The sequence below is a fragment of the Bacillus sp. FSL K6-3312 genome (assembly GCF_038007485.1).
Classification (GTDB): Bacteria; Bacillota; Bacilli; order Bacillales; family Bacillaceae; genus Bacillus; species Bacillus pumilus.
Window position 1 is genome coordinate 3853730 of record NZ_JBBOXI010000001.1, and the last position, 23438, is coordinate 3877167.

At 40.3% G+C, this 23438-nt stretch carries 18 protein-coding genes and 1 riboswitch; of the genes, 6 read left to right on the plus strand and 12 right to left on the minus strand.

What is annotated here, in order from left to right:
- Positions 1–9 precede the first annotated feature (9 nt).
- Positions 10–1356: an amino acid permease gene (locus MHI11_RS20185; protein ID WP_050944619.1), complete on the minus strand. Its 1347-nt coding sequence runs from the start codon at positions 1354–1356 to the stop codon at positions 10–12.
- Positions 1357–1518: 162 nt separating this feature from the next.
- Positions 1519–1598: riboswitch (glycine riboswitch) on the minus strand.
- A gap of 263 nt (positions 1599–1861) precedes the next feature.
- Between MHI11_RS20185 and MHI11_RS20190 the strand changes: the two genes are divergently transcribed.
- The 3 genes from MHI11_RS20190 to MHI11_RS20200 all read left to right on the plus strand — a co-directional run bounded on the left by MHI11_RS20190 (position 1862) and on the right by MHI11_RS20200 (position 5424).
- On the plus strand, positions 1862–2881 hold the full coding sequence (locus MHI11_RS20190; protein ID WP_111913000.1) for a LacI family DNA-binding transcriptional regulator: 1020 nt from the start codon (positions 1862–1864) through the stop codon (positions 2879–2881).
- A gap of 440 nt (positions 2882–3321) precedes the next feature.
- Positions 3322–4503, plus strand: coding sequence for an MFS transporter (locus MHI11_RS20195; RefSeq protein ID WP_340962216.1), 1182 nt, complete (start codon positions 3322–3324; stop codon positions 4501–4503).
- Between the two features lie 18 nt (positions 4504–4521).
- On the plus strand, positions 4522–5424 hold the full coding sequence (locus MHI11_RS20200) for a hypothetical protein (RefSeq protein WP_044139102.1): 903 nt from the start codon (positions 4522–4524) through the stop codon (positions 5422–5424).
- Between the two features lie 41 nt (positions 5425–5465).
- On the opposite strand, the gene MHI11_RS20205 is transcribed toward MHI11_RS20200, so the two are convergent.
- From MHI11_RS20205 to MHI11_RS20230, 6 genes are all read right to left on the minus strand, one after another.
- Positions 5466–6659, minus strand: coding sequence for an MFS transporter (locus tag MHI11_RS20205; protein WP_113767946.1), 1194 nt, complete (start codon positions 6657–6659; stop codon positions 5466–5468).
- Between the two features lie 305 nt (positions 6660–6964).
- On the minus strand, positions 6965–8440 hold the full coding sequence (locus MHI11_RS20210) for a glycoside hydrolase family 1 protein (RefSeq protein WP_044139099.1): 1476 nt from the start codon (positions 8438–8440) through the stop codon (positions 6965–6967).
- 18 nt (positions 8441–8458) lie between these two features.
- Complete coding sequence (gene licT, locus MHI11_RS20215; protein ID WP_044139098.1) at positions 8459–9301, minus strand: BglG family transcription antiterminator LicT; 843 nt, start codon at positions 9299–9301, stop codon at positions 8459–8461.
- A 35-nt stretch (positions 9302–9336) separates the two neighbouring features.
- A complete protein-coding gene (locus MHI11_RS20220) occupies positions 9337–11214 on the minus strand; it encodes a beta-glucoside-specific PTS transporter subunit IIABC (RefSeq protein WP_044139097.1) in 1878 nt (625 codons plus the stop codon).
- Positions 11215–11601: 387 nt separating this feature from the next.
- Positions 11602–12075 carry a YxiF family protein gene (locus MHI11_RS20225; RefSeq protein ID WP_445661870.1) on the minus strand — a complete coding sequence of 158 codons (474 nt, stop codon included), beginning with the start codon at positions 12073–12075 and terminating at the stop codon, positions 11602–11604.
- Positions 12076–12111: 36 nt separating this feature from the next.
- The gene (locus MHI11_RS20230) at positions 12112–13347 is read right to left on the minus strand and encodes a TerD family protein (RefSeq protein ID WP_340962219.1); all 1236 of its coding nucleotides are present in this window, start codon (positions 13345–13347) and stop codon (positions 12112–12114) included.
- 155 nt (positions 13348–13502) lie between these two features.
- Between MHI11_RS20230 and MHI11_RS20235 the strand changes: the two genes are divergently transcribed.
- Complete coding sequence (locus tag MHI11_RS20235; RefSeq protein ID WP_223250661.1) at positions 13503–13664, plus strand: hypothetical protein; 162 nt, start codon at positions 13503–13505, stop codon at positions 13662–13664.
- 53 nt (positions 13665–13717) lie between these two features.
- Here MHI11_RS20235 and bglA read toward each other — a convergent pair whose 3' ends face one another.
- A complete protein-coding gene (gene bglA, locus MHI11_RS20240; RefSeq protein WP_126741966.1) occupies positions 13718–15157 on the minus strand; it encodes a 6-phospho-beta-glucosidase BglA in 1440 nt (479 codons plus the stop codon).
- 9 nt (positions 15158–15166) lie between these two features.
- A complete protein-coding gene (locus MHI11_RS20245; protein WP_106065908.1) occupies positions 15167–17059 on the minus strand; it encodes a beta-glucoside-specific PTS transporter subunit IIABC in 1893 nt (630 codons plus the stop codon).
- Positions 17060–17212: 153 nt separating this feature from the next.
- On the opposite strand from MHI11_RS20245, the gene MHI11_RS20250 reads away from it, so the two are divergent.
- Positions 17213–17923 carry a GntR family transcriptional regulator gene (locus tag MHI11_RS20250; protein WP_113767949.1) on the plus strand — a complete coding sequence of 237 codons (711 nt, stop codon included), beginning with the start codon at positions 17213–17215 and terminating at the stop codon, positions 17921–17923.
- A gap of 50 nt (positions 17924–17973) precedes the next feature.
- Here MHI11_RS20250 and MHI11_RS20255 read toward each other — a convergent pair whose 3' ends face one another.
- Together MHI11_RS20255 and MHI11_RS20260 are read right to left on the minus strand one after the other, a co-directional pair.
- A complete protein-coding gene (locus MHI11_RS20255) occupies positions 17974–18984 on the minus strand; it encodes a hypothetical protein (protein WP_340962220.1) in 1011 nt (336 codons plus the stop codon).
- 84 nt (positions 18985–19068) lie between these two features.
- On the minus strand, positions 19069–21252 hold the full coding sequence (locus MHI11_RS20260; protein ID WP_340962221.1) for an Ig-like domain-containing protein: 2184 nt from the start codon (positions 21250–21252) through the stop codon (positions 19069–19071).
- 240 nt (positions 21253–21492) lie between these two features.
- On the opposite strand from MHI11_RS20260, the gene MHI11_RS20265 reads away from it, so the two are divergent.
- Complete coding sequence (locus MHI11_RS20265) at positions 21493–22389, plus strand: PhzF family phenazine biosynthesis protein (protein ID WP_340962222.1); 897 nt, start codon at positions 21493–21495, stop codon at positions 22387–22389.
- A 40-nt stretch (positions 22390–22429) separates the two neighbouring features.
- On the opposite strand, the gene MHI11_RS20270 is transcribed toward MHI11_RS20265, so the two are convergent.
- A complete protein-coding gene (locus MHI11_RS20270) occupies positions 22430–23302 on the minus strand; it encodes a LysR family transcriptional regulator (protein WP_340962224.1) in 873 nt (290 codons plus the stop codon).
- Positions 23303–23438: the final 136 nt, after the last annotated feature.

Below are 23438 nucleotides of genomic sequence, written 5' to 3' on the forward strand. Positions count from 1 at the left end.
TTCTGTCCATTATGACGCACGGCGTTTCTTTCGGGCATAAATCAATAATAAGAAACCAAACCAAACCGGTGTTAACAAGAGCGCCGGACGTGTTGCATCCGCAAACAGCATGATCACAAGAATGGCAGCAAAAAGGACAAGAACACAAATGTTCACAAAAGGTGTGAACGGCGCTTTAAAGGTAGATGCTGCATGCAGTTCAGGCTTTGTTTTTTTATATTTCAAATGGCAAATTAAAATAATACTCCATACCCAAATGAAACAGATGGCACTGATGGTTGTGACAATACCAAAGGCTTGCTCTGGAATCAGCTTGCTTAAAAGAGCACCGACCGAAACTACAATCGTTGAAACGAATAGTGCATTACTTGGAACAGCGTGCTTGTTCAGGCGGCCAAAGGAAGATGGGCCCTGTTTTTGATGACTGAGATTATACAAAATTCGGCTCGTCGAGAACATACCGCTATTACAAGCCGAAGCCGCAGACGTCAAGACAACAAAATTAATGAGTCCCGCTGCTACTGGAATTCCAATCAGCCCAAAGGTTTTTACAAAAGGACTTTCTGATGCACTGAGCTCAGTCCATGGGTTGATACATAGTAAGACAAAAATGGCGCCCACATAGAAAAATAGAATTCTTAATGGAATTTTATTAATCGCAGACGGGATGTTTTTTTGTGGATTGGCTGTTTCTGCTGCGGACACACCGACCAGTTCCACTCCCACATACGCAAAGATGACCATTTGGAATGACAGTAAGAAGCCTGTGACACCATGCGGGAATAGTCCGCCGTGTGACCAAAGATTCGTTACCGTCACCGGTCCTGTATCTGTTTGAAAACCAATGATTAAAAGGACAATTCCAACGCCGATCAATAATAGAATCGTAATCACTTTAATAAGTGCAAACCAGAATTCCATTTCTCCGAAAAGCTTCACCGTTAATAAATTAAACCCTAGTAAAATCAACAAACAAATGATAGCAGGAATCCATTGCGGGATGTCAAACCAATACTGCACATACACTCCGACAGCAATAACATCCGCCATCGCGGTCATAATCCAGCAAAACCAATACGTCCATCCTGTCACAAAGGATGCCCACGGACCAAGGTAATCCTCTGCAATATCGGTTAATGACTGATAGCCTGTCTTCGATAAGAGCAATTCACCAAGTGCCCTCATGACAAAAAAGATCGCCATTCCGACAATTAAATAAGCAAAAATGATCGATGGACCTGCCAATTGAATGGCCTTTCCAGAGCCTAAAAACAGCCCAGTTCCAATGGTTCCGCCAATTGCAATCAACTGAACATGGCGGTTTGATAAATCTCGTTTTAATTCTTGTTGTTCCAATGCTAACGCCCTCCTACGACACGATCTTATACTGAAATAATGAACTCTCAAAAAGTCCATAAAAAAAGAGATTGGATGCGCTCCAATCTCACGGTCATAAAAGAATAGCAAAATAGAGAAAAGCAATACACGGCATCATCCATGCATTACAAATACAATATTTCGTACTCTTCTGTCCTTTTGCCTGAGATTGTGAACCCTTCGGCGCCGCACATACATGCGGTCTCTCCAGAAGCTGCTCCTGCCATAGTGTAACCCACAGCAATCATAGCCTTCATTATTTAATTAAAATGTTGCTATTTCTGAATAATTTCATATTTTACGCCTCTAGAAGAAAGCTGTCAATGGAAATCTTTTATGATTGACGGTGGCAGTCATATAACTTCACTTCATCATTCCCCCTTGATTCATGTATAATAAATCAAAAGATGTTCGGCCCGTTTGATGGAGAAATCCCTCTGATCAAGAACAAAGTTAGGCAATCCATGGAAGTTGGTGAAAACAAATGAAAAAAATGAACAAACAGCGTGTCACATTACAGGAAGTCGCCAAGCATGCCGGTGTTTCGACTTCAACGGCATCACTTGTTGTTCGAAATAATCCTAGAATCTCTGAAGCCACTCGAAAAAAAGTACTGCAATCCATGGAGGACTTAGGATACGTATACGACCGCGTTGCTGCCAACATGCGGTCAAAAAGCTCAAATATCGTTGGTGTGATTGTCACGGATATTTCTAACACCTTTATTTCTGAGTTTTTAATTGGCGTGCAAACCACGCTTGAATCACTAGGCTATACTGTTTTACTTGGTACGACCTTTGACAGTGTCGATAAACAGGAGCGGCTCATTTCCACAATGGTAGAGCATCGAGTTGGTGGGATTATTTTAAACCTAGCTTCGAAAAGCTCTACTCGGACGGTCAAACAGTTAAATCAAATTCGCACCCCAAAAGTACTGGCAAACCGTGAATTAGCGGATGTGCATTGTGACTATGTCGGCGCTGATTATGAACAAGGCACTTGGATGGCGGTACATCACCTTCTTCAAAAAGGACATCGACGTATTGCCTTTTTAGGCGGCATCAAGTCCTCATCGACTTGGATTGAACGCATGAAAGGTTTCAAAAGAGCACATGATGAGGCAAACCTGACAATTGATGAATCTCTTATTATCGATATGGTACCTACTCGTGAAGGCGGGAAGGAAGCCCTTACCCAAGTCATCGACCAGCCCGAGCCTCCTACTGCTATTTTTTGCTTTAGTGACTTAGTCGCATTTGGGGTCATTCAGGAACTGGCAGCACGGGACATTAAGCCTGGTGAAGATATCGATGTGGTTGGATTCGATAACATCCCTGAAGCGGAGCTATATCACCCACCGCTCACCACTGTCTCCTCATTCCCCCGATCCATCGGGGTAAAAGCAGCGAACCTTTTATATCAAAAAATGAACGAGCAGGATGAAGAGCTGCAGCGAGTGATCTTAAAACCTCAACTTCATATTAGAGAAACCTCATCATCATGAAAGGGAGAATTGCGTGCAGCAATTCTCTTTTTTTATTGATCAAGTCAACTATTTCTTTGTTTCATTTTTCTTTTTTTAAATCACAAAGTCATAAACTTGACACATTTAAAACACAGGAGTATATTTATCTCGTTGCTTCTTTTAGTATATCGTTATACCTATCTCGTCAGCTCGTTATTTTTCATTCAACAACAGTTAAATTGATCATTTCTGATTCTGATCAAATCATGAAGATCGACTTTCTTATTAAGACTGTTATTATTTTTTATATTTCAGTAGAACGATTTACTTAATTGAAGAACAGATGAATATTCATTATTTTTTTCATCAATCACAAAAGGGGTGTTGTGATGGGCATCATATTATTTACTTTTAAGGAAATAACAAAGGGTGTACAAAGAATTTGACCCTAAAGGGGTTTCAAATATAGGAGTGGGAACATGAAAAATCCTTATATTAAATCGTCTGTTGGCATGTATTTAAACTACTTCATGCTCGGCATGATCAATATTATTGTGGCATCCAACATGGACAGCTTATCTGAACGCTACCATGTGGATATTCCGAAAATCAGCTTGCTTGTATCGGCGATCGGAATTGGTAAACTGGTTGCTCTCTTTTTCTCAGGCCGGTTAGCCGACCGCTGGGGACGTAAGCCTGTCATTATTACAGGAAACTTTCTTTACTTATTATTCTTAATCGGTATTCCAACGACAACGAGTTATACACTAGCATTTATCTTTGCGATTTCTGCTGGGATTGCAAACTCATTACTTGATTCGGGAACATATCCTGCTTTGACAGAATCGTTTCCTAAAAAGGCAAGTTCAGCTTCTGTTTTAGTGAAGGCGTCCGTTTCAATTGGAGCGACTGTTCTTCCATTTATCCTGGCATTCCTTATTGCACATGACATCTTCTGGGGCTGGGCGTTCTTTGGACTAGGGCTTCTTTATTTACTTGTTGGGATTTACTTAATCTTTATGCCGTTCCCGAACCATAAGCAAGTCTCTTCACAAGATGACCTTCCAGTACAGGAACAAATGAAGGAAGAACCTAAAATGCTTGGTGAAGGCTTAGCTGTTGTACTCATGGGGTTCACGTCGACTGCATTGTTTGTCGTATGGCAGACATGGCTTCCGCAGCTCGGGTTAAAATTAATCGGACTTGGCACAGAACAAGCCACACAGCTTCTATCTTATTTTAGTATCGGTGCACTGGTGTCTGTTCTCTTGCTGTCGATCGTCTTAGATAAATTCATTTCACCTATTATGGTGGCAATTATTTATCCAATTGGAGCATTCCTTGCGATGCTTTCATTATTCCAAATCGAAACATACAGCATTGTGATTGTCAGCACTTTTTTCTTAGGGCTATTTACAGCGGGAATCTTCCAGCTGGTGATGAGTATCATGATGAAACTATTCCCGACAAACAAAGCAACGGCTTCATCCTACGTCAACATTGCGGCAAGCTCCGCGTTTATTCTCGTGCCGCTCATTACAAGTGGGTTGGTCAGCACGTACGATATTAAAATGACGTTATTTTTCGATATGATCATTGCGGTTATGAGCGTATTGCTAGCGGTCTTTGTTCTTGGACGCATGAAAAAATTATTTAGATAATTAAAGGAGATGTCAATCATGACAAACATACATGAACGAAATATTGATGGGAAAACAAAATTAGTTGGTCTTCTTGCTACACCAATCGGACACAGCCTTTCACCACGGATGCATAACCTTGGCTATACACTAACAGGGATCAACTATGCTTACCTCGCATTTGAAGTAGGGAATGAAGAACTAGAAGCAGCCGTAAATGGTATGAAAGCAATGGGTGCAGCTGGGTTTAACGTTTCTATGCCGAACAAAATGAAAGTATTGGATTACTTAGATGAACTAGACGATTCTGCAAGATACACACGTGCAAGCAACACCGTTGTGAACAAGGATGGTAAGCTCATCGGTTACAACACAGACGGTCTTGGGTATGTGAGAAACTTGATTGAACATGGCGTTGAATTAGCCGGTAAGAAGGTCACTCTCGTTGGCTCTGGCGGCGCTGCGACTCCGATTGCGATTCAGCTTGCACAATCTGGTATTCGTGAAATTAGTATTTTCGCTCGCAATGATCAATATTTTGTTCAAGCTGAAGAAAATGTGACGTACATCAACGAAGAAATGAAATCATTTGGTGTCAAAGCGAACATTTTCCCACTTGAAGACAAAGACGCTTTCCGCCGTGAAGTAGCAGAAAGTGCGATCCTAGCAAATGGGACAAGCCTTGGCATGAAACCACTAGATCAGCTCAGCATTATCGATGATACACTTGATGTACTGCGTGAAGATTTGATCGTAACAGATGTCGTATACAACCCGCAAAAAACAAAGCTTCTTGCACAAGCACAGGAAGCTGGCGCCAAAACCATTAACGGTCTTGGCATGATGCTATGGCAAGGTGCACTTGCTTACAAACTCTTTACTGGTGAAGATATGCCAGTTGATCAAGTGAAACAAATTCTTTTTGAAAATGACCGTTTCTAAACAAAAAAAAGGCGACTTCCTAAGCGGAGGTCGTCTTTTTTTTAATCATGTACCATGATTTGGCGGTATCGATACAGGATATACAGTGCGCCGATAATGGCCGCAACAGCCACCACTGCATCGAACATAAAGATTTGTAAAATGGACGAGTGACTCTGAATTAAGCCTGTTACGACCGGGATGACGATAGCCGACACACCGCCCGCTGTGGAAATAATTCCTGTCATCGTCCCTTTGTTTTTCCAGAAGAATTCAGCCATCACAGTTAACGTCAGCTGAAAGACTCCTGCTGTTGAAAATCCCAATACAAAGGCATTGACGGTTCCGATGACTGGGGATTTCACGACCAAGAGCACACAAATGGAAACAAGCGTAATGATTGGATAGATCAGCAGCACAGTGACCGGACGGACAAAACGGCGCAACAGAAATGCGAGCATCACGACAGACAGCAGCCCGCCCATGCTATAGTAACTGAGCAGTTTCACAGCACTGCCCGATGTCATCCCCAATATGGCCTCACCATACGTCGGAAGCCAAATTTGCGGCAAGGCGTACAGCCCATTTGACGTAAAGCTGATTACAATGAGTGCGATCCCTTCTCTCCAAAATGTAGGCTCTGTCGAGAAGCGCGGAAGTCCGTCATGCTCCGTTACCTGGACTTGCTCCACCTTGCGATGATTCGGAAATGGCAAGGTCCACAGCATCAAGACATTCACAAGATAGATCAGAGCAGGAACAAAAAATGCCATTCCATAAAACAAATCATGCTCTGCTAAAAAGAAAATCGCCAGTGGCAAAATGGTTGCCCCAATCGAGATAAAGGCCTTCACCATCACATTCGCAGATCCCGAGTTTTGCGGAAAAGCCTCCATTAATGCAGGATACGTTCCTGCATCCATTGCCGAATTTGCGACCCCTGCCAAAATCGCAAACGCAAACGCGATTTGATAATTTGGAGACAACGGAATTCCGATGAGGAACACCGCCATCAGCACACCCGAAACCAAAATGACTGGCTTCCGCCCAAAACGATCTGACAGCACGCCCGATAAACCATACGTAAGCACCCTGCCAATGCCAAGCGCCGAAATCATATAACTAATTCCTGCACTATTGGTATCTAACTGTTTGATTAAAAATGGCATATTGGAAGCCAATATAATATTGACCATCCCTAATAAAAAATAATTGATATAAAGACTAGAAGCCGTTCTCACATACGGATTCCTCATCCTGACACACCCCTCAACACCATCGCAATGAAGTGATAAATAATGGTTACGCTTATAAGATCTCATATGTGAGAAAGAACAGCTTTGCAGCCTTCACGTTCATACATCTCATCATGTCATGCAGCTCACCGCTTACATGCCCTTCATGTATCAAGCATTTCTTCAATTTTTCACTGCTCTTATTTTATATGAATGTGAAAGGTAATGATAGTGAATTGCTTAAATTTGAGGGAAATCATCGCCAAACATCTGACGCAATAAATAAAAAAAAGGAGCGGCTATCTGCCACTCCTTTAAAAGGTGTCTCAATTCTTTTCATCGTCTATTTCCAAACCATTTTGACGAATCACGTTCTGGTACCAATAAAAGCTTTTTTTAGGTGTTCGTTTTAATGTTCCATTTCCATCATTATCTTGATCAACATGGATGAACCCATACCGTTTTTCCATTTCGGACGATGAGTAACTAATTAAATCAATAATTCCCCAGCTCGTGTAACCCATCAACTCGACCCCATCTTCAACAGCTTCTAACATCTGCTGAAAATGCTGCTCATGATAGCTAATACGATAGTCATCATTGATCTTTCCATCTTCCACCTTATCATATGCACCTAAACCATTCTCCACAATAAACAGTGGTAATTGATAGCGATCATATAAATCATTTAAAGAGATACGAATACCAATAGGGTCGATCTGCCAGCCCCATTCACTGACTTCTAAATAAGGATTTTTCACGCCGCCAATTGTGTTTCCGCTCACAGTTTCCATGCCCTCACTATTTTCAGTAGCAACTAGTGAATTGTAGTAACTGAAAGAAATAAAATCAACCGTATGCACCTTTAATAACTCGTCATCTCCCAGCTGTTTCTCAATGTGGATATTCTTTTCTTTGAACAGTCGATTGATAAAACGTGGATATTCACCGCGCACCTGTACATCTGTGAAGAACATATTGAACTGATTGTTCTTTGACGCCTTTAAAACATCCTTTGGGTTACAAGAATACGGATACGTTGTTAATTTCGTCAGCATACACCCTATTTTTGCCCCAGGAATCATTTTATGACAATATTTAACCGCCAAAGCACTTGCAACAAATTGATGATGCAATGCTTGATAAACTGCCTGTTCTACATTGTCAAAGCGCTCTGACACGATGCCCCCACTAGTAAATGGATGACGAACAATACTATCAATTTCATTAAAAGTCAGCCAATACTTCACTTTTTCCTTATATCGATCAAATACAACTCGACTAAATTTCACAAAGAAATCAACAACAATTCGATGAGACCATCCTCCATATTGATTCACTAAATATAGTGGCATTTCATAATGAGATAACGTGACAAGTGGTTCAATATCATGTTTCCTCATTTCATCGAATAGACGGTCGTAAAATAATAACCCCGCTTCATTTGGCTCTTCTTCATCACCGTTTGGGAAAATACGTGTCCATGCGATCGAGACACGTAATGTCTTCAATCCCATTTCCTTGAACAATGCCATATCTTCAGGATAACGATGAAAAAAGTCTACACCTCTTCGTTTCGGATAGTCTTCAGCGGTATCTGCATTCATCGCTTGCTGGATTTGTTCCTCATCCACTTTATTGTGCTTTTTATAGTCAGACTTGCTGAGACCTTTTTTAAAGATCGCCACATCAGCAGTCGATAGCCCTTTTCCGTCTACATTCCATGCACCTTCTGCTTGGTTTGCCGCTATGGCGCCACCCCATAAAAAACCTTCCGGAAATTTCCTAATTTGATTAGACATTTTTCTTCCTCCTCAAGACTATGCGTTATTTCTTTGAACAACTCGATTGACATGAATAATTAAATACATTTTTTCGTCATTGGATATCGTGTAATCAACATTTGTTTTAATATATTTCTCGATTTTCTCCACGCATTTTACTTCTTCAGGGTATTTCCTCATGATTTGACCGATTAGATCGTGATCATCTGTTTCAAGCATTTTGTTCTCAAGCAAACGCTGAACAAAGAACTGTAAATGTGTTAAAAATCTGGAGTAATTAATCGTATCTGTGGGAATGTCGATCTTATAATGAATTTTGATAATATTTAAAATGTCTTTGACCATATTGGTCATCATCACGATTTGATTTAAATTATCTTTAGTCTGCTGCGCATTTACGAGATGAAATGCAATATTCGCCGCTTCTTCTTCAGGCAACTGAATGCCCAATTGTTTTTCAATCAGCTCTAGTGCATGCAGACCAATACTGAATTCTTCGGGGTAAAATTTCTTTACTTCCCACAGCAGGCGATTTTGTATCGTTAAATTTTCCTTAAAGCGCTTCGTAGCCATAAAAAGGTGATCGGTTAAAGAAATATAAAGATGCTCATTTAAGTGTGTAGATAAACGGCGCTTCGCATAGGATATAATCTCATCCGTCATGATTAAAAATTCCTCTGGGGTCTCCCTCATAAGCTCAGCTAAATCATTAGACGTGCTTTGATCTTCTAGCACATAAATCTTTTGAATATCAGACTCTTGAATAAGACTGCCTGGCTTATTTTTAAACCCAATCGCCTTACCCATTACGATGATTTCCTTACCGTCATCTCTTTTAGCGAGAACCACACTGGTATTCAGCACTTTGATAATTTCCATACCATATCACCTTCCTGGTTACATTCAAAATCGTTTTATAAGACAGTTAAAAGTGGCTGCTGATGACCAGAAATAGGATTCGTATTACCTTCTTGAGGTAAAATTTCTAAATAATCAGCTGAATTTGTAATAATGACTGGTGTTGTTGTATCATAACCAGCCTTTTGTATATTTTGGCCATCAAATTCTATCAAGAGTTGACCTAGTTTCACAGTATCACCTTTTTGAACATGTGAAGTAAAATATTGTCCATTTAAGTTAACGGTATCAATACCAATATGAATAAGAACTTCCACACCAAGCTTTGATCTTAGTCCAATGGCATGATTTGTATGAAAAACCATTTCCACTTGTCCATCAAAAGGAGCGAATACTTTTCCCTCGCTAGGTTGAATCGCTGCTCCTTTACCCATCACTTCTTCAGAGAAAACTTTATCATTCACTTTTGCTAAAGGAATAATGTCTCCTTGAATTGGTGCATAAATGACTTCACGATTTCTTGTGCTTTCTGATGTGGAGACAGGCTCGCTGTTCTTCTGGATGACTTCAGTTTCTGCATCTTTAAAGCCGATGATGTAAACAGCAATAAATGCAACGACTGCTGAAATGACTGCACCAATAATGGCAAACGTAAAGTTTGAAGTTCCTTTTTCAATGAAAATCGGCATTGTTGCGATTCCAGGTGAAACCATGACAAACGCCTTTAGCTTAATCAATCCAACAAAAATACCTGAAACTCCTGCACCAATCATACATGCGAGTAATGTTTTCTTAAGTTTTAAATGAACGCCGTATAATGCAGGTTCTGTTATACCAAATAATGCAGAGATTCCTCCGGACATCGCAATTTGTTTTAACTTAGGATCTTTTGTTTTAAATGAAACAGCCAAAGCACCTCCACCTTGCGCAAAGTTCGCCGCTAGCATGGCTACCCCAATGAGAGCATCGTAACCAGGTGAAGCAAGGGAAGCGATAACAACTGGATAGAACACCTTCTGCATCCCAAACATGACGATAAAAGGTAAGAAAACGGCTAAAATAGCAACGGCAGCCCAACCCGCAGTTTGCTGAATCCATAAGACCCCTGCGGCTAAACCTGCACCAAGATACATACCAAGTGGTCCTAAAAATAGTAAACCAATTGGAGCAACAATGATCATTGTGATTAAAGGAACCATGAAGATCTTTACCGGTCCCGGTGATAATTTATCTGCAAGCTTTTCTACATAAGACATCAGCCAAACAATCAGTATGATCGGAATAACCGATGCACCATAAGAAACAGCTTTCAGTGGAATACCCGCAAAGACAACTGGATCACCACTGCTAAACAGAGCTGCTAAGTTAGGGTGTAACAAAACTCCAGCCAAAGCCATCGATACCATAGGATTTGTGCCAAATTTTTGTGAGCTTGTATAGGCTAACAAAATAGGTAGGAAGAAGAACGCTGCATCTGAGATGATTTTCAATACCAAATAGGTCTGGCTATCTTCTTTCATCAAATTCAGCATCGGCAATAAAATCAATAGAGCCTTCAACATACCGGCACCGGCAATCGCAGGAATGATCGGTGCAAAAATGCCAGTAATCAAATTGGCAAAACGATTGAAATACCCTTTCAAGCTGTGATCTTTATTCTGTTCAATTTGCCCGCTTGCTTCTGGATTTTGATCAATCAATTTGGCAAACTCTTTATAAACATAACCTACATCATTTCCTATAATAATTTGATACTGACCTGCTGTATCTGCTACTTGGATGACGCCATCAAGACGACTAATTTCTTCAGTGTTTGCGCGTGAAGAGTCTTTTAAAGTCAGCCTTAATCTCGTCATACAGTGAATGGCATTTTGAACATTTTCGCTTCCGCCAATATGTTTTAGAATGTCTTGAGCTAAGTCTTTATGGTTCATTAAAGTCACCGCTTTCATTTTTAATAAAAAAGGCTTCAGGCAATAAAAAAAGACCTGGATCGGGTGGGAATCTACACATACAGATATCCCATCCAATCTAGGTCTTGCCTGCCGAACAGTAACACGCCTTATTGAATGTACGTATTATTCTATTTTTAACTTTTCATCGTTTCATGAAACCGCTTTTAACATGTTAATACCTTTATAGTAATTAATTCTTTTAACAAAAGCAATGTTTTTCTCGAAAAACAGATAATAAATTTATTAAATATAGATAAAAGAACACTTTTATATCAACTAATCGTACCTTTTAGGATTTCTACCGAATTTGAAAATAAAGGAAATAACAACGAACAATAAAAAAGTCATAACTCTTCATTTCTACACTCAAAGCCCCCACGTGCTAAATTCATAATAATATTCCGTCCGCTCTATGCATAATCCAAAATGAAAATCCTCTGAGACTAAAATAAAATCACCATATCCAGTTGAAAATTTAGTCTGCTCAAGAAGATGATTTAAGTGACTAAACACTTCATCCACATCCACTAAAAGGGCTTCAATTTCATGGTCTCGAAAAAATAGTAATCTACCTTGTGTAGGAGTTACTTTTACCTTTTTAACCATTTCCTTTAACACTTGTTCAGACTTCTCAATATGCTCTCGATAGCCATCTCCATGTATTTGCATTTTGTCTTCTCTTGATTGAAGGAAAGTAAAAACCTTTTGACAAAACAGTTGATTTTCTTCGATATCTAAAAATGCATTTTCTGGAAGTGTCATATAGCTTAATTCGTTCATTAAGTGCTTTCTTCTGCTTTTTCTTTTTAGAGTTTCAATTTTTTTGGGCTTATTATTCATAGAAGTCACCTTTTTTGAGCTAGCCATATATCCGTTTTATTTATAATCATTGACAGGTCCTTTATCCATCAATACCTCAATTTCATTAGAAGACTTCATTTTTAATTTAGGTCTCCGCTCAGAGTTTGGTTTGCTGTAAAGCTCAAGTGGGCGGATGATTACACCATCATTTGTATTTTGAAGCATACCTGGCACACAAGAATAAATACGATCATTGTCATTGGCATGTTTGGCATGAATCGTCACAGACGTTCCTTGATGATTATCGATACTCATAGATACTCTATATCTATAAAAGGAACCTGTTCCGTTTGATTGAGCAGAATAAACAACCGGAACGACGGCAAGGATATCGTCATTTAACCGTAGTTTAATAACTTCTGTTTTCATTGATTCATAGTCTCTACCGACATCTCCCATATGCTCAACAGCTCCGTTGTCGTAACTTTTGAGAGCAGGAATTTCTTTCGCACCAAACATAGCCACATCTACTTGCTTTCCTGACTTTGTGTAGACCAATGCATAAATATCATAATCAGTGCCAGACTCCCAAGATACTGTAGCTGTGATCTCAGGCGTTTTCTCGATTATGATCGGTTTATGACCTTTATCTAGACTAATTTTACCTTGAACTTTCTCTAAACTGATAGGTGCAGCGACTTTCTCTTTAGCAGTTGTCTTCGTTTGAGCAGGGTCTTCAATTGGTTGTTTTTCAGGAGCCATTTGAGGTGTAGAAATATCCTGTTCATCAGGTTCAACCTCCACACCATAAAGCTTGCATAGCCCTTCCAGTCCAGAATCGAAGCCACGCCAGATTGAGCGTGCTTTCGTGTCACCATTTCTTATATATAGCTCTACTACGACAATGCCCTTTTCATTTGTAAAGCTTACTGGTGTTAGATAAAGCACCTCGTCACCTGTTCGAATTTCTGCTTGTAAATTCTTCACTTGAGAAAAGCCCGATCCTTGATCCTCTGTTAGTGAAATAGCCACCTTTGTGATTCCAGCAGGCACTTTGCTCATATCAAAATTTAGTTGATGCCTTTTCAACTGACCTGATACCTCTGCTGGTAAAAGTGTCGCGACACCCGTGGCACTCTCTGGTTGATTGTAAAAAATAATGCCATGATCTCCTTGAACCATATCTGAATCTGTTAAAAGAAACGCCGTTAAAGAAATATCAATTTCAGATGACACTTCATAGCTGATGGATACCTGTCCCTTTTGAGAGTTTAGTACGGTATTGGCTCCCATTTGCAGAGTGTGATTCATTACAACAACTCCTAATCTACCATTTAACGTTTTTATAGATCAATTATACCAAATCATGTAATGAAACCTATTCATATCTTTATCTCTTTTCAACCTCTGCTGCGATATGAGACAATGCTACCTAAAAACAAACCACTCTCGAAAGGAGAATCAATGTGTATAAAAGAATCATTCCTGCTGTTATGGTGATATTCGGCCTTTGGATTCTTCTTCAAATATCCTTGAACATGAAGATCTTTCACAACCCAATGAACTATTTTGTCGCCATTACCCTCTTTTTTCTTTGTATTCAGGCATTAATAAAACTTAAACGATGAAAAACCCGAACAAGCATATACCACGCTCATCCGGGTTTCTATTTTTTCCTTTATTACACTTCTTCACCATTCGTGGCAATGACGTTTTGGTACCAAGTAAACGAATCTTTTTTGAGTCTCTTCATTGAGCCGTTGCCTTCGTTGTCGCGGTCAACATAGATCATGCCGTAGCGTTTTTTCATTTCACCTGTTGTGAATGACACGATGTCAATGATACCCCAAGGTGTGTAGCCAATCAGGTCAACACCGTCGTATTCGATGGCTTTTTTCAGTGCTTCGATATGAGAAGCGAGATATTGAATTCGTTCTGGATCATGAATGGAACCGTCTTCCTCCACTTGATCTATAGCACCAAACCCATTTTCAACGATGAAGAGCGGGATTTGATAACGATCGTAAAAACGATTCAACGTATATCTTAAGCCAGTCGGGTCAATGGACCAGCCCCAGTCACTTGATTTGATATAAGGATTGTCTACACCATGCGGAAGGGCTCCGTTGACAATGTCTCCGTCGTTATCAGACACTGCATCACTTTTAACTGTTGTCGACATGTAGTAGCTAAAGCCAAGATAATCTACTTTGCCTTTTCTTAAGCTTTCTTCATCGCCTTCTTCAAACGGAATATGATAGCCCTCGCGTTCGAATTCTTTCAGTGCATAGCTCGGATAGTAGCCCCGAACTTGTACATCTGGGAAGAAATAGCGTTGTCTCATATATTCTTCAGCAAGCATGACATCCTCTGGATTTGAGGAATACGGATAGATTGGTACGTGAGATACCATTGCACCAATTTGAAAAGCAGGATTGATTTCTTTGCCTTTTGCTACTGCCCATGCACTTGCTAGTAATTCATGATGTCCTGCTTGATACATGATTTCTTTGGCATTTTCGCCTTCTTTGACTGATACCCCTGAGTTTGTCCATAGGAACAGCGGGTTGTTGACATCCATTTTGTTATTGATTTCATTAAATGTCATCCAGTATGTGACTTTGTCCTTGTAACGATTGAAGCACACTTCAGCGAATTTCGCGAAGTATTCAGCAACTTTTCGGCTTCGGAATCCGCCGTATTCTCTTGCCAAATGAAGCGGCATCTCAAAGTGAGACAGTGTAATCACAGGCTCGATGCCATGCTTGAGCAGTTCATCAAATACATCATCATAGAATTGTAAACCAGCTTCATTCGGTTCTGCTTCATCTCCCTTTGGGAAAATTCGGCTCCAGCCGATGGATGTACGCAGGCATTTTAACCCCATTTCGGCAAACATCGCGATATCTTCCTTGTAACGATGGTAGAAATCGATTGCTTCATGGTTCGGATAAAATTTGCTGTCTTCTATCGTCTCCGTCATTTGTCTCGGTACTCCGTGGGCACCAGCTGTCATTACATCCACAACACTTGGGCCTTTTCCTGCTTCATTCCATCCACCTTCGAATTGATGTGCAGCTAATGCTCCACCCCATAGAAAATCTTTTGGTAATGTCATTATATATTCCTCCTATTTCACAATTGTGATCATGACGTCCGTTGGCTGACATGTCGATAGTTGTTCTACGATCACATCTTCGTACGCTTGTGTATTGGTGATGATGACCGGTGTGACTGTTTTTAATCCTTTGCTTTCAATGGCTTCTTGATCAAATGTCATCAACAAGTCACCCTTCTTCACCTTGTCACCTTCTTTGATCTTGAGTGTAAACGCTGAGCCATCTAGAGAAACCGTATCAATTCCTACATGAACAAGTAACTCCACACCAAATTCTGAACGAAGTCCAATGGCATGCTTTGTTGGTGCAAGCATGACGACGCTGCCGTCAAACGGTGCATACAGCTTATTATCTGTCGGTTCAATCGCAAACCCTCTGCCCATCGCCCCAGAGCTAAATACGGCATCTGGTACTTCAGATAATGCGAGTACTTTTCCAGCAAGTGGTGCAGTGATTGTTTCTTCATTGTTCATCGAAGCATTTTTATTTTCTTCATCTTTGACTGGTGTTGTACTTGCCGTCTGTTCTACTGTATCTTCCCCATAACCAAACATTTGAATGAGCACAACTGGTAAAATCAGCGCAATTGCGACACCAATTAAGATACCGATGATCGATGTTGGATAATCTGCACTAATTCCGTTCACAATTGTCAGCGGACCAGGCAAGCCTGCATACGCAAAGTAATAAGGCGTAAAGAAGCTGGCAACAATGGCACCGGCTGCTCCAGAAATACATCCGAAAATAAATGGCTTTTTAAAACGTAAGGTAACACCGTAAATCGCTGGCTCGGTGATTCCGAAGAGTCCCGTAATTCCAGCTGACACTCCGACTTTCCGAGTTTCGCGGTTTCTTGCTTTTAAAATAACCCCTAACACTGCGCCGACCTGAGCGATAACAGCGATGGTTTGATATGCCTGGAAGGAGTCCCGTCCGTACTGTTCAAAGTTGGCGAGCACCATTGGCGTGATGCCCCAGTGAACGCCGAAAATGACAAGCACTTGCCAGAACCCACCGATAATGGCGCCTGCTAAAGCCGGTACATTTTCCGCCAAGATATTGTATCCGTTTGCAATCCCATTTGCACCTGCTGTTGAAAGAGGTCCAATTAATAGAATGGTTAACGGAACCATGACGACCATACAGAGAAATGGCACAAATAACGGTTTGACAACCTCGTGAATCCGTTTGTTTAAAAATCTCTCTACATATGAAAGAATCCACACTAAGAACAGCGGAGGCAAAACGGATGACGTATAAACAGTTTCAGATAACGCAATCCCTAAAAAGGTAACGCCTTCACCTGAAGCTACACGTCCAGCAATTTCTGTCCAAGCCGGACTAACAAGCGCTGCTGTACACGCTACGGCGATATACATATTTGTTTTAAAATGCTTGGCTGCTGTGATGGCAATAAAGATTGGTAAGAACGTAAACGGCGCCCAGGAAATAAAGCTAAAGACTTCATACGTTCCCGTTTTCGAAAAGCTTGGAAATAACAAATTAATGAGGATAAGTGCACCTTGCAAAATACCAGCTGCGGCCAAAATATACACAAAAGGTGCAAACACAGCGGACATGGTCGCAATGACACGGTTCAGTATCGTTCCTTTGTTTTCATTAGGCTGGTCATCATCCGACGTTTGGAGCTGAACAAGGCTTGAAAAATGCTCGTATACCTCACCAACATGCTGGCCGATGACGACCTGAAATTGACCGCCGTTTTCCACCACGGTAATGACGCCAGGCATCGCATTGACTGCTTCCTTGGCTTTTGGATTCGAACGTTTCAGTACCAAACGCAGACGCGTGGCGCATCTTGCGGCACTCACCACATTTTCTTCTCCGCCAACTGCCTCTAAGATGTCTTCTGCAAGCTTTTGATAATCCCTCACTTTTGACATATAACCCTCCCTTTATCACTACTAGTATATGTACATTATAATTATACCGGTACAATTTATCAATACATATATAATTTCATTTAACATATCAAAGAAAAATCGGTATGTGCTATAATCAAAGACAATAAATCGTGAAAACAAAGAGGAATGGCTATGTTAAAGTATCAACAAATTGCGAGCGATATTGAAAAATATATTGTCACCCATGAGCTGCAGCAAGGGGACAAACTCCCTGTACTCGAAACCCTCATGAGCCAATTTGCAGTGAGCAAAAGCACCATTATCAAATCATTAGACTTACTCGAAAGAAAAGGAATTATCTATCAAGTGAGGGGCAGCGGCATCTTTGTTCGACGACACAGGCGCAAGGGCTACATCAGCCTTTTATCCAACCAAGGATTTAAAAAAGATTTAGAGGAATTTCAACTGACTTCAGAGGTTTTAATGCTAGACACCATCAAACCGCCCGAAGAAGCAGCGCTTAATTTGAATATTGAACAAGATGAGGATGTTTTTTACCTCAAACGCATCCGTTACATCAATGGACAAACCTTATGTCTAGAAGAATCCTATTACCGAAAAACCATCATTCCCTATCTCAACACAGAAATTGCCGCCGACTCTGTTTTTAAATTTATCAGTGAAGGCCTTGGGCTCAAAGTCGGCTTTTCCGATATGTACTTGCAAGTAGGCAAACTGAATGAAACCGAAGCAAAACACCTCGGCCTTAACCAAGACGATCCCGCTCTCCGCGTCGAAACCGTCTTTCATCTCACAAACGGCCAGCCTTTCGACTTCTCGAAAATCACATATAACTACATGCAATCCCAATTTTTTATTCAGGCGAATAATTATTATGGGTGATGGATGGAAAAGACCCCTCAGCTATGAGGGGTCTTTTTAAAGTGGACATTTTATTTGTAATAGCTATAGTCATTGAACGTTGCTATCATATCTTCTTGCGTTCCTTTTTTCCCACGATTCGTATTAAAATATAACGTTCCGTCATCAAAATCAACAGCTTCTATTTCAAAAAGAGTAAATGCACTGCTCGTAATTCGGAAAGAAAGATCTTTTCTCGTAAACAACTCTTTTGAAAAATCCTTTGCGGCTGTTTCCTTTTGCTCTTTTATCATTTGATTGATATTTAACGGGTATGTGAGAATAATACTTACATTAGAAGCTCCTCCGTTAGTAGCCGGCTTAGATAAAGGTACATATAATGTTCCTTGATAGAAAGAAATTCCTTGAAGAATGTACTTCGAAACATCAACCACTGATTGGTTTATCACAGCTTTTGTATAATTTAATGTAAATGTTGCCTCATATTCAAATTGCCCTTTCTTGTCATTAAAATTCCCAATAAAAAAGCGATTGCCAGACCTAACAATAAATTTATCCGCTCCAACAGAATATGTGATGCCGCTAATTGATAAATTCGCCCCTTGGTACTGCAGGACATAGGAATTAGCCAATTTGTACGTATTTTTCTTCGTGTTCACACTTAACTTCACTATTTTTTTTACATACTTTACACCATCAGTCATCGGCGCTACATATAAGCTAACTTGTTCATCACCTTTTTGAGCTTTCACAGCTAGGTCATTCGCATGTCCTAAGTCATTGCTAGTACTGTTGGTGTCAGAGTTTTTAAGTAGCTTAACAGTTCTTTTGCTAGACGAGTTGTTCATTTTTGTCGTGTACAATTGCGTCAGATGATTTGACGTATTTATTTTTGCAGAATAAATCGTATTATTATTACGATCTACAGCAATCCCTTGCATAGAAGTGTAAAACCCAGAACCAGACATTGCAGAATACGTTGTATACGTGTTGAAATATCCTGATTGAGCCTGAATAGTAGTTGACCACATACTGCACGAAAAGATGACAGCCATTAGGGTGATATTCTTTATTTTTTTCAAAAAAAAACACGCTCCTATCAATGGAATTTTTAGCATTTAGCTATTTAAAAAATCGCCACCCTAAATGAATGGCGATTGAAAACTCTACTTTTCAGCCCGAAACTTCTTTACTGTCTTACTACTTTCCGACATGCCTTTCCCAGTGACGGTGAAATAAAGCTTTCCACCCTTGGCACCTAGTTGTTTAAAAGTGACTTTCACAACCTTACCTTTAGAAGCCGTTGATTTTCCAATCAGCTTCCCTGATGAATGATAGATTTTGATAACATCTTGTTTCGCTAATTGACTGATCGTGACAACGTCTTTTTTCTTCTTGTTGTTCACGATTTTGATTTGATTGCTTTTTAGCGAAGTAGATGGTTCACCTTTAAAAGAGATGGCTTGCTTTCCGCTTTCCAGCATCTTATCTCCGCTACGCGTCACATACACTTTGCCGCTTTTAGTCCCTACTTGTTTAACGTACAATTTGATAGATGAACTATTCGCTGGTTTTGATGTGGCAAGTAGTTTTCCATTTGTTGAGTAAACTTTAATGACATCTTTTTTCTTGATCTTACTCACTGTAATGACGTCTTTTTTATTTTTAAGATTATTGATTTTGACTTGATTGGCTTTTAAAACATCTGATTTTTCACCCTGATAACGGATTGGTACTCGATTTCCCTCTTTTAAACCAAGCTCTTTCATACTGATATAAAGTGTTCCATTTGTTTGGCCTAATTGCTTCAAGGAAATCGTCATGTTCGAGCTAGATGCAGTCTGTTGAGCAATTGCTTTTCCACCAGAAGCTTGTTTAAAGATTTTAATGACGGATTGTTTTTTGATTCCTTTTATCGTCACTGTATCGTTTTTGCCTTTGTTGTTTGTCACCTTCACTTGAGATGATAGAAGTGGAGATGTGATGACTTTTTTAACGGTAACAGCTGGCAGGGCAACCTTTCTCTTCCCACTTTGCAACGTGATGGTCACTTTAGATCCTTCCGTTAATTTCCCTGTTTTTAATTTGAAGTTTTTTCCCGGTGTAATGGCAAACGGTCCATATTTCTTTTTTGTTATGCTTGAGCTGAGTTTCGACATAGCTCTTATTGTGTTATTCGCTGAATCAGTTTGCACCTCTACAACAGCTTGATCACCAAACGTACTGACGCCATTAATCGTATCACTTGAATCATCGATTTCTTCCACAAAAACTTTCTGTACATCTTCCTGAGATTGATCCGTTTCATTCGGGTTATCTGCCATGAACGACTTGACTGTAATTAAGTCACCACCGATTAACTTTGAAACAGGAACATCATAGACGCCATTAGAGTCTGCCTGACCTTCCCCAATGACTCTGCCTTCTCCATCTAAAATATTGATCATACTTTTAGGAGTTGCGGTTCCACCCACTGAAGTTGAAAGCTGAGTAAATGGATCAATAGTTGGGGCCGTTGATCTAAGTCGGAAAGTGGTCTCATGCAAAGCATTATCATAAGAGGGTTCCATCACTTGAAATTCACTTTGATCTAATGCTTTTATTGTGTTTTTGTCCACACTCAATTCAAAGTTGCCATCACCATCTGCAGTAATCGTTTGGATGACTTCACTTGATTTTTGATTTTTAAAGACGATCTTTGCATAAGGAATTCCCGTTTGGCCTTTCACTGATTTAGACCATTTTGTCGTAGGAATAAGTGAGATTTTCTTAGGATTAACAATTTTTTTGTAAACGTCGATATTGCTTCCAGTCGTCATTTTCACTGTTAGGAATGTGCCTGCATTTAGGACAGGCAGCTTTAAATGAATGGCATCATTGAATATGCCTGAAGCAATCACTTTGCCATCTTTCAAGACCTCTACTTTTGTGTTCTTCACAGTTTTCCCAGTTAGCTCCTGAGAAGTATCATATATCGGATCTAATGAGGTAAAAGATTCCTTGAAAACATACACTTTATTTGAAGAAAGCTTTGTCCCATTTTGGTCGTAAGTATCTAGCCCCACCGTTTGGCCTGAACTAATGTTCCAAGAAAACAACTTAAAGTTTCCGTTACTATCTGCTTTTGCATAGTGCATATATTTAGATTTCCAGTTACTCGGAATACCCCAATCTACGAATGCAACAATTGCATTTGGCTTTGTTTTACCCGTCAGATAGTTATCACCATATTGATAACGATCAACCGTTGTTTTCGTTCCATCCTCTGCGGCACTCACATTTTCTTGTATATTGAAAGTCAACATCATCATACAGAGAATAGAAGCTACTATTTTCAGGACTATTTTCATAAAGATATCCTCTTTTCCTATTAATGTTTTAATATACAAATATTATACATTTAATCCAATGTAGGCACAAGAGTTAATATTATGACTAAAGACTTATCTAAATACTAATTTAATAGATACTGCGCCTTTCACTCTCTTACATGAACACCTCCGATTTAAAGTATCAGAAAGATTCATTTTACGAATGCATTGATCAAACTTATGATAAACGTAACAAGAATGTATAGGAGGATTCATTATATGAGAGACATTAGAGTGTATCATGTCGATGCGTTTACAACTGAGAAATTTGGAGGAAATGCTGCTGGGGTCGTGTTGGATGGTGATCTTTTAACGGAGGATGAGATGCAGAATATCGCCAAGGAGTTGAATTTACCGGAATCTGTCTTCTTGCTGCCTGCACATGATAAAGAAGCTGATTATCGGGTCAAATACTTCACACCGACGGAAGAGGTCAATTTCTGCGGGCATGCGACTGTTGGATTGACTTGGCTTTTGGCGACGGAGCTAGGGCTGGCAAAAGAGAAAACAAGGGTCGTGTTAGAAACGAAGATTGGCAATGTTCCTGTTGTATGGCACGAAGAAAATGGCACAGTCATCGATGTGGAAATGACACAGGTGACGCCGAAAACGCGAGATTTTATGATTGATTTAGAAGAGCTTAGTGACATGCTTGGTGTCAGCAGTGACCGCATTGATCCATCTTATCCTATCAAATTAGCAAACACCGGAAACTGGCATCTTCTCGTTCCGATGAAGCTCCAAAAGGATATCGATCAAGCAGCACCGAACTTAGCGGCTTTAGGGAAAATGAATAAAGAGCAGAATATCACGACGACTCACCTTTATACATTTCATACCACAAAAGAATGTGATCTTTACACGAGAGATTTTGCACCTGGAATTGGGATACCCGAAGATCCGGTGACGGGGGCAGCAAACGGAGCATTGGCTGGCTATCTTTATTTGGAAGGAATCATTTCTCAGCAAGAAACTACTCGTCTGAACATTGCCCAAGGGAATGCCATCGGCAGGCCTGGCATACTTCGTATCACGGTCATTCCGAATGAATCAAAGCCTGTGATCAAAGTGGCAGGCGCGGCGGTTATCACTATTCGCGGCGTGTTGACCTTATAAACCATCAGCTTGAATGGGAGGCATCTCGTTCAAGCTGATTTTACTTGAAATGATCTTTGACCACTTCGATCCATCTTTTAGCCGATGGGGATGCTGTTTTGAATGATTTGAACGCCAAGTTGATCTCACGATAGACGCTTGTCTCAAGTGGAATCACTTTCATATCAGACATCTGCGGCGGCAAAATGAATGTCGGAATGATGGTCACTCCGAGCCCTTCTTGAACCATAGAAATGAGCGTATTGTTGTCTCCAATTTCAAACAAAACTTGAGGCTTCACGCCTCTTTCTTTTAATAATTTCTTAATGAGTAGGTCACAGCCCGCTTTTGGCATAATGAATGATTCATCTTGTAACGAATCAACTTCTATCACTTTCTTCGTATGGAAGCGATGATTCTCTTGCATGAGCACCACCAATTCATCTTGGAAAAGTGGAACGGTTTCAAATTCTCTTGATGGCTGCGTTAAAAAACCGACATCAACCGTGCCAGACGCAATCCATTCCTCAATCTCCTCATAACCACCTTCATATAGCTCTACTTGGATATTGGGATACCTTTTTGTAAAGCGGTGAATTAGCTGTGGAAGCATTTTTGAAGAAAAACTGGAGAACGTCCCGATCTTGATACTCCCCACTTCCATCCCTTGAATCAACGCCGCCTCCTGCTCAAGCAATGCCGCATGGTGGATGATTTGCCGAATATGAGGCATCACCCGCTCACCTGCGTCTGTTAGCGACAGCCCGTTTCGATTCCGCCGAAGCAGCACAACCCCTAATTCCGACTCAAGCTTCGCAATATTATGACTGACTCCAGACTGCGTTAGTCCAAGCTTCTCCCCGGCTTTTGTAAAACTGCCGCACTCAACGACTGTTAGAAATACTTTGTATTGGAATGTGATCAGTTTGGTCACCTCGTATCTTCATATTGTAAATCGAAAAAATAACTCAACATGTCTAATTTATCTCGAGATTCAATTTTCACCTATAACCACTGAGATATTTTGCTAAATTTATGATACGATAATAGGCAAAAAGACTACAGGGGCT

Excerpts from the sequence above, each read along its gene's own strand:
- MHI11_RS20190 (WP_111913000.1), top strand. The coding sequence starts at position 1,862 with ATGAAAAAAATGAACAAACAGCGTGTCACATTACAGGAAGTCGCCAAG.
- MHI11_RS20195 (WP_340962216.1), top strand. The coding sequence starts at position 3,322 with ATGAAAAATCCTTATATTAAATCGTCTGTTGGCATGTATTTAAACTAC.
- MHI11_RS20200 (WP_044139102.1), top strand. The coding sequence starts at position 4,522 with ATGACAAACATACATGAACGAAATATTGATGGGAAAACAAAATTAGTT.
- MHI11_RS20205 (WP_113767946.1), bottom strand. The coding sequence starts at position 6,659 with ATGAGGAATCCGTATGTGAGAACGGCTTCTAGTCTTTATATCAATTAT.
- MHI11_RS20210 (WP_044139099.1), bottom strand. The coding sequence starts at position 8,440 with ATGTCTAATCAAATTAGGAAATTTCCGGAAGGTTTTTTATGGGGTGGC.
- licT (WP_044139098.1), bottom strand. The coding sequence starts at position 9,301 with ATGGAAATTATCAAAGTGCTGAATACCAGTGTGGTTCTCGCTAAAAGA.
- MHI11_RS20220 (WP_044139097.1), bottom strand. The coding sequence starts at position 11,214 with ATGAACCATAAAGACTTAGCTCAAGACATTCTAAAACATATTGGCGGA.
- MHI11_RS20225 (WP_445661870.1), bottom strand. The coding sequence starts at position 12,075 with ATGAATAATAAGCCCAAAAAAATTGAAACTCTAAAAAGAAAAAGCAGA.
- MHI11_RS20230 (WP_340962219.1), bottom strand. The coding sequence starts at position 13,347 with ATGAATCACACTCTGCAAATGGGAGCCAATACCGTACTAAACTCTCAA.
- MHI11_RS20245 (WP_106065908.1), bottom strand. The coding sequence starts at position 17,059 with ATGTCAAAAGTGAGGGATTATCAAAAGCTTGCAGAAGACATCTTAGAG.
- MHI11_RS20250 (WP_113767949.1), top strand. The coding sequence starts at position 17,213 with ATGTTAAAGTATCAACAAATTGCGAGCGATATTGAAAAATATATTGTC.
- MHI11_RS20260 (WP_340962221.1), bottom strand. The coding sequence starts at position 21,252 with ATGAAAATAGTCCTGAAAATAGTAGCTTCTATTCTCTGTATGATGATG.
- MHI11_RS20265 (WP_340962222.1), top strand. The coding sequence starts at position 21,493 with ATGAGAGACATTAGAGTGTATCATGTCGATGCGTTTACAACTGAGAAA.